The sequence below is a fragment of the Thermodesulfobacteriota bacterium genome (genome assembly GCA_040755095.1).
GTDB lineage: Bacteria > Desulfobacterota > Desulfobulbia > Desulfobulbales > JBFMBH01 > JBFMBH01.
In genome coordinates this window covers 1-14615 of sequence record JBFMBH010000039.1, presented here as the reverse complement: position 1 = coordinate 14615, position 14615 = coordinate 1, and the positions used below count along the sequence as shown (strand labels likewise).

12 protein-coding genes are annotated in these 14615 nt (G+C 67.2%); 1 reads left to right on the top strand and 11 read right to left on the bottom strand.

All coding sequences use genetic code 11. The features are described from left to right. Nucleotides 1–286 precede the first annotated feature (286 nt). Entirely contained in the window at nt 287–3040 is a 2754-nt protein-coding gene (locus AB1634_07990) for a bifunctional acetate--CoA ligase family protein/GNAT family N-acetyltransferase (protein ID MEW6219460.1), read from the top strand. A 15-nt stretch (nt 3041–3055) separates the two neighbouring features. Here the strand turns inward: AB1634_07990 and AB1634_07985 are convergent, their stop codons facing one another. From AB1634_07985 to AB1634_07935, 11 genes are all read right to left on the bottom strand, one after another. Then, the gene (locus AB1634_07985; GenBank protein ID MEW6219459.1) at nt 3056–3451 is read right to left on the bottom strand and encodes a hypothetical protein; all 396 of its coding nucleotides are present in this window, start codon (nt 3449–3451) and stop codon (nt 3056–3058) included. Next, entirely contained in the window at nt 3448–3942 is a 495-nt protein-coding gene (locus AB1634_07980; protein MEW6219458.1) for a hypothetical protein, read from the bottom strand. The genes AB1634_07985 and AB1634_07980 overlap by 4 nt, the downstream gene beginning before the upstream one ends. Beyond that, complete coding sequence (locus tag AB1634_07975) at nt 3936–4709, bottom strand: TIGR04255 family protein (GenBank protein ID MEW6219457.1); 774 nt, start codon at nt 4707–4709, stop codon at nt 3936–3938. The genes AB1634_07980 and AB1634_07975 overlap by 7 nt, the downstream gene beginning before the upstream one ends. 234 nt (nt 4710–4943) lie before the next feature. Continuing rightward, nucleotides 4944–6659: a PAS domain S-box protein gene (locus AB1634_07970; protein ID MEW6219456.1), complete on the bottom strand. Its 1716-nt coding sequence runs from the start codon at nt 6657–6659 to the stop codon at nt 4944–4946. Nucleotides 6660–6757: 98 nt separating this feature from the next. Further along, on the bottom strand, nt 6758–8506 hold the full coding sequence (locus AB1634_07965) for a tetratricopeptide repeat protein (protein ID MEW6219455.1): 1749 nt from the start codon (nt 8504–8506) through the stop codon (nt 6758–6760). A gap of 64 nt (nt 8507–8570) precedes the next feature. Further along, nucleotides 8571–10463, bottom strand: coding sequence for a hypothetical protein (locus tag AB1634_07960; protein MEW6219454.1), 1893 nt, complete (start codon nt 10461–10463; stop codon nt 8571–8573). A gap of 312 nt (nt 10464–10775) precedes the next feature. Further along, nucleotides 10776–10964: a hypothetical protein gene (locus tag AB1634_07955; GenBank protein ID MEW6219453.1), complete on the bottom strand. Its 189-nt coding sequence runs from the start codon at nt 10962–10964 to the stop codon at nt 10776–10778. A 376-nt stretch (nt 10965–11340) separates the two neighbouring features. Continuing rightward, on the bottom strand, nt 11341–11490 hold the full coding sequence (locus tag AB1634_07950) for a hypothetical protein (GenBank protein MEW6219452.1): 150 nt from the start codon (nt 11488–11490) through the stop codon (nt 11341–11343). 96 nt (nt 11491–11586) lie between these two features. Further along, entirely contained in the window at nt 11587–12582 is a 996-nt protein-coding gene (locus tag AB1634_07945) for an FAD/NAD(P)-binding oxidoreductase (GenBank protein MEW6219451.1), read from the bottom strand. Nucleotides 12583–12924: 342 nt separating this feature from the next. Next, nucleotides 12925–14232, bottom strand: a complete 1308-nt coding sequence (locus tag AB1634_07940; protein MEW6219450.1) for an MFS transporter — start codon at nt 14230–14232, stop codon at nt 12925–12927. Nucleotides 14233–14340: 108 nt separating this feature from the next. Beyond that, nucleotides 14341–14615: hypothetical protein (locus AB1634_07935; GenBank protein ID MEW6219449.1), on the bottom strand; the 275-nt coding region annotated here is incomplete at its 5' end.

Here is a 14615-nt window from a genome sequence, read left to right as displayed (position 1 = left end):
GCCGGCAGAACGCGGCGGCAACGGGGCTTCCCCGGCCCCCTGGCCCGGCTCGGAGGCCGGCTGTCGAAACTTTCAACAGCAGCTGTTGCGCGCTTCAACAGCACCGAAGCAACGAATGTCGAATATCAAACACGCTGCCATGCGCGGCGGGGCGCACCCAAGTGGGTGCAACGCCGGAAGTCCGCAAGAAGAGCTGGGCACAACTCTTGCTGGGCTGTTGCGCAGGGCGCCCGGGCCCCGACAAGGCTGGTCCCGGCCGCCCAGGATACCCAGCGAGGATACCAGCATGAGCCTGCGCAACCTGGACTACCTCTTCCGGCCTGAATGTGTCGCGGTCATCGGCGCCTCCAACCGCCCCCAGAGCATCGGGGCGGTCATCATCCGCAACCTCCTGCAGGGCGGGTTCGCGGGGCCGATCATGCCGGTCAACCCCAAGTACGGCGCCGTGGCGGGGGTTCTGGCCTACCCGGACGTGCAGCGGCTGCCCACCCCGCCCCAGCTGGCGGTGATCTGCACCCCGCCAGCCACCGTACCGGAGCTGGTGGAGGAGCTGGGCAAAAGAGGCACCCGCGCCGCCGTGGTGGTGACGGCCGGCCTCGGCCGCGCGTACGACAGCCGCGGCCGCCGCCTCCAGGACGCCATGCTGGAGGCGGCCCGCCGCCACGAAGTGCGCATCCTCGGCCCCAACTGCCTGGGCCTCCTGGTGCCCCGCCTGGGCCTCAACGCCAGCTTTTCCCACGTGGCGGCCCTGCCGGGCAAGATCGGCTTCATCTCCCAGTCCGGCGCCCTGGCCACCACGGTCCTGGACTGGGCCCGCTCCAAGGGGATCGGCTTTTCCCACTTCGTGTCCCTGGGCGATGCCGTGGACCTCGATTTCGGGGACGTCCTGGACTATCTGGCCCAGGACCAGGTCACCCGGGCCATCCTCATGTACATCGAATCCGTGCACCACCACCGGGACTTCCTGTCCGCGGCCCGGGCCTGCGCCCGCATCAAGCCGGTGCTGGTGATCAAGGCCGGCCGGCAGACGGAAGGCGCCCGGGCCGCCGCCTGCCACACCAATGCCCTGGCCGGCTCGGACGCGGTCTTCGACGCCGCCATCGGCCGGGCCGGCATGCTCCGGGTCTACAACTTCAACGAGCTGTTCGCTGCTGTGGAGACCCTGGCCCATGCCGCACCGGTGAAAGCGAAGGCCCTGGCCATCATCACCAACGGGGGTGGCCCCGGGGTGGTGGCGGTGGACAGCCTCATCGAGCAGCGCGGCAGCCTCACCGAGCTTGGGCCGGAAACCCTGGCCAAGCTGGAACAGGTGCTGCCAGCCACCTGGTCAGGCGCCAACCCGGTGGACATCATCGGCGATGCGCCCGGCAGCCGGTATGCCGCGGCCCTCAAGATCCTTCTCGAAGCCCCCGAGACCGAGGCGATCCTGGTCATGCACGCGCCTACCGCCATCGCCAACAGCCGCGAGGCGGCCCAGGCGGTGATCGATACCGTCCAGGCGTACAAGGGCTATCGCCAGAAGCTCATTCTCACCAACTGGCTGGGGGAAGAGGGCGCTCAGCCCAGCCGCCAGCTGTTCGCCGAGGCGGGCCTGCCCTCTTACCGCACCCCGGAGGGGGCGGTGCGGGCCTTCATCCATCTGTGGCGCTACCGCCAAAACCAGGAGCTGCTCCTGGAGACCCCGCCCTCGGCCCCGGCGGAATGCATCTCCGGCGCCAAGGCCGCTCGCCAGGTGGTGGACCAGGTCCTGGCCTCCGGCCACGCCCTCCTTGGCGAGCCCGAGGCCAGGACGGTGCTGGCGGCCTACGGCATCCCCTTCGTGGAGGCCCGGATGGCGACCACGCCGGAGCTGGCCGGCGAGCTGGCCAGCCAGCTGGGCTTTCCGGTGGCCTTGAAGATCCTCTCCCCGGACATCAGTCACAAGTCCGATGCCCAGGGGGTGGTCCTGGACCTGCCGGAAAAGGCGGCGGTGCAGGCCGCCGCCGAGGAGATGCTGGCCCGGGTCACCGCTCTCAAGCCCGAGGCCCGGATCCTGGGCTTCACGGTCCAACGTATGGCCCGCTGGCCCAGGGCCCATGAGCTCATCATCGGCATGGCCTGCGATCCGGTCTTCGGGCCGGTCCTGGTCTTCGGCCACGGCGGCACCGCCGTGGAGGTGGTCTGCGACAAGGCCGTGGCCCTGCCGCCCCTCAACCTGAGCCTGGCCCGGGAGCTCATCTCCCGCACCCGGGTCTACCAGCTCCTGAAAGGCTACCGGGACCAGCCGGCCGCCGATCTCGACGCCATTGCCTTGACCCTCATGCAGGTCTCCCAGCTGGTGATCGACATCCCCCAGATCGAGGCCATCGACATCAACCCCCTGCTGGCCGGTCCGAACGGGGTGCTGGCCGTGGATGCCCGCATCCAGGTGCGGCGGGAGGTGCTGCCTGGCACCGAGCGGCTGGCCATCAAGCCCTATCCCAAGGAGCTGGAGGAGGAGACGGTCAGCCGCAACGGCCGGTCGCTGCGCCTGCGGCCCTTGCGGCCCGAAGACGCCGAGGCCCACGATCTTCTCATCAGCATGCTGGACCCCCAGGACGCCTACTTCCGCTTCTTCCGGACCATCGGCCGCATGCCCCGCAGCGAGCTGGCCCGGCTCACCCAGATCGACTACCACCGGGAGATGGTGTTCATCGCCGAGGCCGCCGACCCCAAGGGCCTGCCGGAGACCCTGGGCGAGGTCCGGGCCATGATCGATCCGGACAACACGGCGGCCGAGTTCTCGATCCTGGTCCGCTCCGACCAGCAGGGCCAGGGCCTGGGCCGGATCCTCATGAACAAGATCCTCCGCTACTGCCAGAGCCGGGGCACCCGGGAGATGGTGGGGGACATCCTCTTCCATAATCACCGCATGCTGGCCCTCGCCAAGTCCCTGGGCTTCCGGGAGACCTTGTGCCTGCGGGACCACACGGTGCAGGTGCGCCTGCCGCTCCAGGAACTGCCCCAGGCCCACGCGCTCGAAAAGGCGACCGAGCCCCGGCTGGCCGAGGCGGTGAGCTGAGAAGCGAGAAGCCGTCTATGCCAAAGGAAGCAGTGCCTTCCCGGCAGCCACGGCCAGCTCCTGGGCGATCATCTTCTGGGCAGGCTTGTCCTGCGGCCAGCCTGCCACGTTGGCGTGGTTCGAATTGCCGGAGACAGGCGCGGCAAGCACCTGGAGCTTTTGGGCTTGAAAGGCGGAGGCGGTCAGGTCTGCCCGACCACGAAGGGTTTTGCCCCGCTTCTCGGCCACGTCGTGGCCAAGTTGCCAGAGCTCAGCTCCGGAAAGGTGCAGGTGGCGGGTGACTGACAGGTCTTGATGCGGATGCGGGATCAAGGCGTCCGGCTTGATGGTTCTGTCCCGCCGGATGTGATCCCGGTACAGGATGAAACGAGCGAGCAGCTCTCTGGGTGCGACGCCATCTTCTTGGCTCATGCAGCCATAACCCGGCGAATCAGTTCGAGAATCATCTCGGGGGGTGTATCGAAAAACGGCTCCGTCCCATAGTGTCTGGCCGTCCCCAGCAGGGCGGCATAATGCAGCTCACTATCCGGGCTGACGCTCACCGAAAGGAGGCGGCGGGGCGAGCGATACCACTCCAAGGTGAGATGGCCGTCGGGTTCAGCGCCGATGGCGGGGGGTGGAGCGACCCACGGCAACCCCTCCAGAAACCGTCGCGCCAGAGAGTATGTGGTCCAGGTTACCGGCAGGGCGCCGTAGCCATCCCAATCAGGCTCCCTGCATTCGCGATAGACCCTTGCCAACTCCTCCAGGGCCTTCTTGCCATACAGTCGAACCACCAGAGAACCTTGCAGGAGGCGACGCTGTTCTCTTTCCAGGGCCACGAACCCTGCTGTATCGCTGCAGCCCGAAGAGATCGCCGGGCGGTATGTCTGGCTCGGCATGGCGAGCCGTCCGGTCAACATCGGAACATCTCCTTTGCCTTGGCGGTGATACTGCCGAAAAACACCTTGTTCTTCAACCAGCGCATCTCCTCCAGCCGGTGCGCCAGATTCGCCTGTTCGACATCGAGCTCTTGCACAGTAAAGACATCGATATCAAGGATAAGGGCGGTTGCCGGCTCTTGCTGAATCGTCAGGATAACGTTGATGGCGTAAGGGTGTCCCGGCACCACCAAGGTGTCATGGTGCATGAAGCCCGCCAGGGGGAGGTCGAAACTACCCGGTGGCGCCGGTGCGGGCTCTATGTACTCCGCCAGCTGGGCATCTGCTACGGGAAGCGGGATGCGGTTGATGAAGCGGAGTCCGACGCGGTGGATTTGTGCCGGCTGGGCCAGTTGCTGGAAGACCTCCCACAGATGCCGGCCTTCGGAGCAAAACTGCCGCCAGTCTCCGTAAGGGGGGAGCCTGCTGGCGGCTACGCCGTCCCGGCCGAAGGTTGCGATGTGCTTTTCATCGGCGGACCGGAACCGCAAACCGCTCCAGCCAAGGTCCTGAAGCCGCGGCTCACAGGCTCTTCCTCCCTCCAATCTGACCTCATGTTGAAAGGCATGAAGGGAATCCAGGAAGGCGTAGCCGGGCAGGACCGACTCAAGATGGGTGCGCACAGGGTCTTCTTCAAAGACATTCGTAGCGCGCGCCCGGATATCGATCACCGCCTCGACGATGGGTGCCTTGGGAAACTGCTCGAATTCCTCCGCGATGTTGATCGTCACGCCATTCCGAATAGTCATGCGCCGTGACCTGTCACGATGACAAGACGGATGCCGCTCGGCTCCACCTGTCGGTGTGAAAAGTCTTACCGGGGTGGCCCCCCGCCCCAGGAGGCGGGACGCGGGAAGTGGGGCTTCTGTTCCTCATGGCCTGTTCATACCCTGCCTGGGGGTGGAGTGCAACAACGTGGGGTCCTGAACGGCATAGCCTGGCCGGAGCCGGTGACCTGAGAAGCACTGACCTTTCGCCGCGGGCTAGATCGAAAAGTCCACCGGCAGGTCTGCTGGCGCAACCGGGAAGGTCAGGGTGACCAGGGTGCCCTCCCCTGCCCGGCTCTGCACACTGATGGCGCCGCCGTGCGCCTCGATGATCTTCTTCGTGCTGGCCAGCCCCAGGCCGGTCCGCTTCTTGCCCGGCTTGGTGGTGAAAAAGGGCTCAAACACCAGGGGCAGGTTCTCCTCGGCAATCCCTTCGCCGGTGTCCTGGATCCGGATCACCACGAAATTCCCGGCCGCGATGGAGCGGAGCGTCGAGGCCACCTTCAGGACCCCGCCCTGCGGCATGGCCTCGATGGCATTGGCCAGCAGGTTGGCCAGGATCTTCTCCGCCAGCTGGCGGTCGATGTGGATCGCCGGCACCACGTCCAGGTCGGCCTGCACACGAATGCCCTGGGCCCGGCAGGTGCCCGCCAGCTGCTCCAGAAGATGCGCCAGCATCACCCCGAGGTCGTGCTCCTCCTCCGGAATGCGGTAGGAGCGGGCATAGGCCAGCATGTTGCTCAGGACGACCTCCAGGCGGCCGACCTCTTCCAGGATACGCTCGATGTAGGTCGTTTCCTCCGAGCTTGCGGCCACCTTCTTCGCCAGGCGCCTGGTCAGGCCGCCCACCGCCGTGAGGGGATTGCGGATCTCGTGCGCGAAGTTCGAGGTCCACCGCCCCAGAGCCGCCATCTTCTCCGACGCCGCCAGCCTCTCCACCAGCTCCTTCTTCTCTGCTTCCGCCCGGTGATGCCGGAGCACGCCGGCCAGGGTATCGGCGATGACGCTCAGGAACTGGTCCTCGGCCTCGTGGTATCGATGGCCTTCCCGCACAAAGACATTGATGAGCCCAACCGACTCCGGCCCCTGCAGGATGGGGATGCAGTAATGGCCATGGGGAAAAGCCCCGCCGTACAGGATCTCGTGCCGGTCGTCCGCGCATTCGGAAAAGACCATGGCGCAGCTTTGCGCCGCTTTGCCGCACAAGCACTCACCCAGCGGCACCTGCCGGCAAGGGACCAGCGCTGATTCGGAAAAACCCTGGTGCGCCTTCAGCACCAGGGCCTGCTCGGACCGGTCCACAATGTAGATCGCCCCCTTCTTCTCCAGGGCCAGCTGGGGAACGGAAAGAATGTGCTCGAGGATGCGCTGCAGTTGATCAGCAAGGGGTGTCGGCTCCAGGGCAATCTTGAGGACCGCGCTGGTCGCACGCTGCATATGGTAATCCCGCTCCAGACGCGCCGCGGCCTTCTTCTTCTCGGTGATGTCCCGCACCGCTGCCGTAGCAAAGGTCTCGCCATCCACCTCCAGAAAGCTCAGGCTGACGTCCGCGGGAAACTCCTGGCCGTCCTTCTTCACCCCATAGATCTCGAAGCTGCTGCCCATGGGACGCTGCCGCGGATTGGTGAAGAAGCCCGCCACGTGCTGGGCGTGCCTGACCCGGTACTGAGCCGGGACCAGCATTTCCAGCGGGCGGCCGTCCAGCTCACCGGGCTCATAGCCGAACAGCCGCTCCAGTTGGGCATTGACCTCGATGATCTGTCCTTCCCGGTTGACAAAGACCATGGCATCCGGCGAGGCGGCGAGCAGGGTATGGTAACGCACCTGCTCCTGCTCCAGGTTGAGCTGGCACGCCTCCAACCCCTGCTGGCACTCCCGCATGGTGGCCAGCTCTGTGGCCAGCTCGCGACCGGTCTTCCTGCTCATTGTCATGGCATGCTCCCTGCGCCGGCGGCTCTTCCTGAGCCAGCATCATGGCCCCATGGGCCCGCGAGCGGACAAACCGTTGTTACCCGTGCCATGGATGGCGGTCAAGGGGAATCCGGGGGCGGTGGCTGCCGCCCGGCCACCGCCTTCAGCTGGGCGCCAAGCTGATCCGCCAGGCGCTGACAGGTCTCCCTCACCCTCGTCTGCTCCGGGGAAAGGGCCGGCAACGCCAGAGCCTGGCGGCAGTGCTCCAGGGCCTCACCGGGATACCCCCGCCTCCGGTCCAAAAGCGCCAGCCGGTAATGGGGGGTGAGGAGCCAGGGGTAGGTCTCGGCCAGACTCTGCCAGAAGGCGCGGGCTGCGGCATCGCCCTCCAGCCGTTCCACCAGATACCCTTGCCGGAACAGAGCGGGGAAGGATCGCTCCAGGGACAGCGCCCGCTGGAGGCACCCCTTGGCCTCGGCAAACCGCCGGGCCATTTCCAGGAGGTCGGCTGCCGAGAGCCATGCGGAGGCGTACTCGGGCAGCAGCCGGGCCGCCAGCAACGCCCGGTCCGCGGAGCTGCTCCCCTCAGGCCGGGGGAGCCCCCCCCGGCTTTGCAGGATCATGGCCATCCCGCTGGCCAGCCGTACCGCTTGCAGCCCGAGCAGGCAGGCGCCCAGGAGGAGCGCGATCAGCCCCAGGCGGGATACCGTGCCCCGTGTCGCTCCGGCCAGCTCCTCCCCTCTCACCCCGGCAATGGTGCCAAGACAGGTCCAGAGAAGAAGCGACGCGGCCGGATTGGCCATGGGGGACTGGGCGAGCCCAAAGAGGAAGAGCGCTGGCAAGGCCAGGGCCGCGGCCCGAGCCGGCGGTTCCCGGCTGCGCAGGCCGGCTGTCGCCAGGAGCGCGAGAACCGCCACCAGGAGGCCCGCGGGCACGAGGCCAGCTTCGCAGGCCAACTGGAGCACATCGTTATAGAGATACTGGGGCAGCTGCAGGAGTGGCTCGGCGCCGGTTTCGCGGATACGAGCCGCGGCGGTCTCCACCAGGGACGGCTGCCAGAGCCCGAAGCCGGATCCGGACCACCAGCTCGCCACCGGCTGCTCCAAGGCGCCGGCCCAGAGCAGGAAGCGGCCCTCAAGCCCCGCTTTCTGGACAATGGGATTTCCGGCGCCGGCAATGACGGCCAAGAATGGCGGGAGCAGGGCCAGAGCCAAAAAGAATGCCAGCCATCGCCGGAAGGCGAGCTGCGCCAGCAGGTGGGCCATCGGCAGGAGAGCCACCCCACTGATGACAGCAACGATGCCTGCCTTGGAAGCGGTCGCCACTGTACCCAGGAAGGCCAGGGTCGCGCCTGCGGCGAGCCACCGGCCGGGTGCCCCGCCCTGGCTTGCCAGCGCCGCCAGGACCACCGCCCCGAACAGGGTGATGGCCGCCGTCTGGTTGGGATTGGCCATGGAGGTGGTGGCCCGGATTTCGGCGGGACCATGGCCCATGAGCTGTTGCCCGATGGCGAACACCGCGCAGGGTACAGCGGCAAAGGCGGCCCGCCGCAGCACCTGCCCGGCCCGGCGGCCCAGGAGTGCGACTCCGGCCCCGAACAGGGGGCCCACAGCAAAGGTCAGCCACGACAGCCCGTGACCGAGACCGTCCCGGACAACGAACAGGGGCAGGAGAAGGGTCAGGAGACTGAAGGCGAGGAGGAGGCGAAGGGCGGGGCTCCGGCCCAACACCGGGAGGCTCTGCCGGAAGCGAGCCAAAAGGAGGGCCAACACGGCGGTGCCGCCGGCCGCCACTGCCGCCTTGGCCAACCGATCCAGGTCGTGCTGGCCAGGCAGGCTGACCGCGACCGCAGCCCAGACGGTGAGCACGGCCCAGGCCCCAGAACCGGCAAGGCCGGCGGCGGCCCGGGAAGGCTGGGGCCTGGGCCGGCTGCTACTCGTTGTGCTCAAGCCAGTCCTGGACTGGGATCGTCAACGTCCGACCTTGCATGGGAATCCGGGACAGGATCTCCACAGGAACGGTGACCAGGGCAAAGGGGCCGCTCGTCCATGCCCCCAGTCCAGCGCAGATGTCGCTCATGAGCTTCTGGGAGTTGATGGCGAACCGCACCGAAACCCGCGCCGTCTTCATGTCCGGCCGCAGGGGCCACTGCAGCTCATGGGGTTGCGGCGCCCCCTCGAGACCGATGCTGGTCAGGCCCGCGCTGTCGGTCCTCATGTGCTCCATGGACTGACCGTCCAGGGAGTAGAAGCGGACGGTGCTGTTGTCCAGGACATCGGCACCGAAGTTGGTGGAGCCGACGTCAAGGCTCCAGGAGACCCGGACTCCGCCCACCGGGCCGCTCGTCGGGAGGTTGAAGTCGGTATTCACGGCATTGAGGGCCAGCCGGGCGCAGTTGAGGGCGCTCCAGTTGCCCAAGTCGAACCGGGCGCTGGCCCGCAGGACCCTTCTCTCTCCCCCCTCCCTTCTGACGCTGCTCGTGGTCCGGACCAGAGGCTCGCCACCGTCCATGTCCAGCGTGGCCTGGAGGGCCTGAGCGGAAGCGATATACTTGATCAGCGCCAAGCCGGCGCTGGCTGCGCCCGTGATCACGCCGATCTTCTGGGAAATGCTCAGGCCTCCGCCGTCCGCGGCACCCAGGCCGGCATCGTGAAGATAGTCGAGGAGTTTGCCGAGGCCGTACGAGCTTCCCACGGCGCTCCAGTCCATGATGGACGAGGTGGCATCGTCGAAGTCGCAGACCCCAGCCGCCGCGGCCTGGACCGGAATGGCTGCCCCGGCCGAGGCCGGCTCCGACCACCCCAGATCCTGGCGCAGAAAGCCGCCCAGGTCGGCCAGGTACTGAAGAATAAGCAGAGCCGCCTGCAGGTGCGAAACCGGCGCGTAGGGATCCTGGTTGCCGGCCAGATGCTGGCCACCAAAACCGTTCACCGACAGGGCGTCGACAAACAGGGCCCGGAACCGCAGGCTGGGGTCAGCCTCGTTGCTGACCGCCGCGGCCAGACCGGTGGCCAGGACGTCCAGGGCCTTGGCTGCATCCAGCCCCAGCTCGGAGAAGCCGAGAACGGCCGCCAGATCCTCGAGGTTCATGACCAGGCCCGAGGTGGTGCTCCGGGCCAGACACACCACCTCCCAGTCCATCAGGCAAACACCGGCATTGCCTTGCAGCATCTCAAGGAACAACAGCTCCCCGCTCCGGCTGTCGCGAATGCCAATCCCCGCCTCCAGGAGCGCCCGCTCCAGGAGCGGCAGGATGTTCGCTGACCGGCCGAACAGGATCTCGCTGGCCAGATAGTCGGCCTTCTGCCCAGGATCCGACGGCAGGGGCCCGGCAAAGGGCGGCGGCAAGGCAGTCACCATGGGCACCACCCGCGAATCCGTGGGCGGCCGGGGCTCCACAGCCACAATGACGCTGTCGATACGGGTGCCGACAATCCTGGGGGTGACAGCGAATTCGAGCCGGTACAACGCGGGAGGCAGACGGTCGGTGGCCAGGATGGAGTAATCCGAGAAACTGATCACCGGCGCACGGAAGAACCGGGGGGGAAAGGGGGCCACCTTGCGCCAGGTACCCTGCCAGTTGAAGACGTGGCTCTGCGAATCCAGCTGCGCATGGAGATTGATGGTCCACCCGGCCATCCACCCAGCCAGATCCCCGGCCCGCATGCCGATGGTCACGTCCAGCGGATCCCCTTCCCAGAGGGTGACCGGGCCATCGCTGCCATTGGCCTTGAGATCGATGCCAAACGACGCGCCGGCGCAGGGATGGGGGCAGGCGCCGGCGAGGATGGCCACTGTCACGACGATGACACCCAGTGTCTTCATTGAGGCTCTCCTTCAGAGGGTGGGGACGTGGCTGCTGCGGTCGGGGTGGCACCGGGAAAGGACCCGCCCTTCGGACGGTCCAGTCCGGACGGTCCAACAGGGGGCACCGACAGGAAGAACGATACCCCGGCCGCCGGGACTCTGGTTACCCGAATCCGCCGGCCCCTGTCAAGGGATGACGCGCCCTCCAAAGGAGACACGTCGCCCCGGGGGCCCAAAAAGAAGCCCGGACGCTGGCGGCTGCCGGCGGCCGGGCTTCGCGATCAGCAGGGTGCGCCGGCCATGCTTGCCGGCGCCCTGGTGACGGGGGGGTCAGTTGACGGCCATCACAATCCGGATCAGGATCTCCGAGCCGGCAAAGGGGATGGCCAGGCCAATCAGGTACAGGAGCGCGAAGCGGCTGGCGGTGCGGAGGTTCTTGACGGTGAAGAGCGATGCCACTGTGTCCAGAAGGGAGGTGGCTCCGGTGTACGTCCCGTCGGTCAAGGTCTTCGTATTCATGGCGGTCCTCCTTGGTCGGTTCTCGGGGAGCGCTGGGGCGCTCGGGTTGCTCTTGCCCTTTCCAGGTTGCATGGAGCGTGCCACCCCGAGCCGGACCGCGGCCCTTCGGACAACGCCTTGTTTTGCCGGCTGTTTTCTGAGACAGCCTTTCGCCTCCCGGCCGTCAGGCCGGCCCGGAGAGCCCGATTGTAGAAAGATTCAGCACCGCTGTTGCGTTTTTCAGCAACACCGGCGCCGGCGCTACGCCCAGGCGCCCCAGCTGACTGGGACCGCGCCCTGGTCCTGAAGGAGCTTCAGCAGGGAGGTGTCGCCGGGCCCCCCGGCAAGGGAGGGCGTGGCCCCTGCGACGAGGGGCCACCCGGGAGGCGATGAGGAATCATTTGGCTGCCGCCACGTCCAGCCGTTTGCCGGCCAGCTCCAGCTCGTGGGGTCCCAGCCAGACCCCGGGCAGCAGCAGGTTCCAGTAGACCCACTTGAAGAGCAGCTTCACCCAGTGGTTCACTTCGGTGTTGCGCAACAGGCCCATGGGGCCGACTGCGGCAAAGGGGTATTCGCCGACCAGAGGCTGGGTCGTGTAGTTGAAGTCGATGAGATAGGCTTTCCCGAAGCCCGCTTCGATGAATCAGAGGGCATGCCCGTCGAAGCGGGCATGCTGCGCGGTGCCGTCGATGTATGCCAGGATGTTCTCGTGGATGACATCGGCCATGTAATGGGCCACCGAGCCGGCCTTGGAGGTCGGGGCATTGGTGCCATCGCCGATGGCCCAGACACTGGGCCGCCCCGGCGGCTGGCAGGTCTGCTTGTCGATGGGGATGTAGCCCATGGGGTCGCTGATCCCGGAGTCGATCATCACCTGGGCGCCGAAGTTGGGCGGGATGGCGACCAGCATGTCGTAGTCTACCTCCTGGCCGGAATAGGAGGTGATGACCTTCTTGTCGGCGTCCACCGAGCCGATGCTGAAGTTGGGGGTGATGTGGATGCCCTTCTCCTGGCAGGCCTCGGTGAGGACCCTGGTGGCCACCGGCTTGGTGAAGGCCCCGGACAGCGGGGTGACGAGCTCGATCTCCACCTGGTCGCGGATGCCCCGTTCCTGGAAATACCAGTCAGCCAGGAAAGCGAATTCCAAAGGCGCCACCGGGCACTTGATGGGCATCTCAGCAATGTTGATCACGAGCTTGCCGCCCTGGAACCGTTTCAGGGCCTTGGCCAGATTGGTCGCCCCCTCAAAGGTGTAGTAGTCGAAGATGTTCTTCTGCCAGCCCTCGGCCATGCCCTCGATCTCCTCGGGCATGATCCGGCAGCCGGTGGACATGATGAGCACATCGTAGCCGAAGGCCCCGGCGGTCCTGGTGGTGATCCTCTGGGCGTCCCAGTCGATGTTCGTGACCTCGGAGATGACGAAATCGACGCCCCGAGGAATGAGGGAGCGCCGGCTGCGGGTGATCTCCCTGCCGGTGTTGATGCCGAAGGGCAGGAACAGAAACCCGGCCTGGTAGTAATGGGTATTGTCCTTGTCGATGATGGTGATCTTCCACTCCTCCGGATCCAGGTCCCGCCTCAGCTTGTTGGCCATCATGGTGCCGCCGGTACCGGCACCGAGAATGACAATTCTCTTCATACCTGGTTACCCCCCCTTGCAGTCAGATTTGTCGCTACGCTTGCGGATCTCCTCCCGCACGGCGCCGGAAGGTCGTGGCACGGCGGCAGACGCCGGCGGGAGGAGGACGCCCGGGAAGGCGGCTGCGAACGGCTTCCGCGGGCTGCCGCTATCCGGTAGCAAAGCGAATGCCAGGCCCTGTGGCCAGCCGAATGGCCGGCCGCGCTGTGGCGGCAGCAGGACTGGCCGCTGCTGCCTGGAGGGTCCGGCAAGGAGCGTGGGGATGGCTGTGGTGAAGCCAGCAACAGCGGTTGTTGAGAATCTCAACAGCCCGACAAGCAGGGGGCTGTGGGGTGGACCCCTTCAGGCCGGATCATCCCGCAGGCGGCGCCGGCCGATTGCCAGCCACAGGGTGCCCGGCAGGGCAAAGAGGCCGGCCAGCGCCATGACGATGGCCCGGGGGGAGAGTCCGGCAGCCAGGGCCTGACCGGTGAGGAAGGTGGACAGGGACAGCACCAGGGTGAGGAGCCCCATCTCCGCCGCGAAGACCCGGCCCCGGAAGCGGTCCGGCACCCGCTGCTGGAGCATCACCGTGGAGAAGACCCACTGCACCGAGCCGCCGACGTGGCCGGCGAAGACGCAAGGGGCGGCCCAGGCCAGGGAGGGGCTCTGGCTGAAGAGAAGGTAGCTGGCAGCGGAGATGAAGAAGGCGAGCCCAATGCCCCGGGCCATGGCGGTCTGGCCTTCGCCCAGCAGACGCCAGGCCAGAACGGGCCCCACCGCCGCCCCCAGGCCCCGCATGCTGTACAGGATACCAGCCCCGATCCCGTGGCCACCGCTCCGGAGCACCTGCTCGCCGAAGACGGTGAGCATGACCAGGATGCCCCCGGACAGGGCCCAGCCACTCTTCACCAGCAGGAGGGTGGCCACCGCCGGCTCGCCCCGCAGGTAGCGCCCCCCCTCCCAGAGATCCGGCAGCCCGGACAGCTGCCGCCAGCTCCAGGCCCGGGGCAATGGCCGCTCCCCAGGGATCGGCACACCGGCGATGAGGACGGCGGAAATGACGAAGGTGAGGCTGTCCATGACAATGGCCGCCTGCCAGCCGAAGGCGGCGGTGAAGAACCCGCCCAGCGCCGCACCCAGGGCCAGCATGATGGACCAGGTGGCGCCGGCCAGGGCGTTGGCCGGCAGGAGCTCCTCGGCGGTGCACAGGTTGGGCACCGAGGCCCGACGGGCGGGATCGAAGAAGGTCCAGAAGGATTCCTGCAGGAGCGCCAGGAGGTAGACGAGCCAGACCTGCTCCGGCTGGCGCACCGCGAGAAAGCCCAGCACCAGGGCCGCACGCCCCAGGTCGCAGGCCACCATGATCGCCTTCCTGGAGATCCGGTCGGCCACCACCCCGGCTGCCGGACCCAGAAGAGTGGGCGGCAGGAACTTGGCCAGGAGGAAGCCCGAGACCGCCGGCCCGGCCTGACCGGCGCCGGCCAGCTCGCCCAGGAGGACGAAGATGGCCACATAGTTGAGCCAGTTGCCCAGGTGGCTGATGACCCCGGCCAGCCAGAACCGGCGGAAGGCCGGGTTCCTGGCCAGCAGCAGGAGATAGCTTCGCCAGTGGCCAGCAGGCAGGGCCGGCCCGGGGCCGGACCGGTCCCGGCCCCGTTTCCACCTCATCCCTTCCTCCTTGCTCGGGGGGTGTCGACTTCGCTCCTGCTGGAGAGTCTTCTGGAGGGGCCAGACCGGGTTCGCGTGGAATCCCGGCAGGGACGCTCGGCCGCGTTCCTATGCGCCAACCGACTCCGGCGCCGGCAGGCCTCCAGCGCGCAGCTGCCGCACCTCCTCCACGGCCAGTCCGGTACGACGGGCAATGGCCTCGTCGTCCAGAATGTCCAGCAGGTTGACAGCCACCGCCAGCAGGGCCTCACGGCGACCCTGCTCAAGACCCTTCTTCCTTCCGATCCGCTCCACACTGGATACATACGGCATGGCCGTTTCCTCCTCGAACGCCACCAGCTGCTGAAAAAATCCCTGCTCCAGCTCCTCCGGCAGTTGCATCA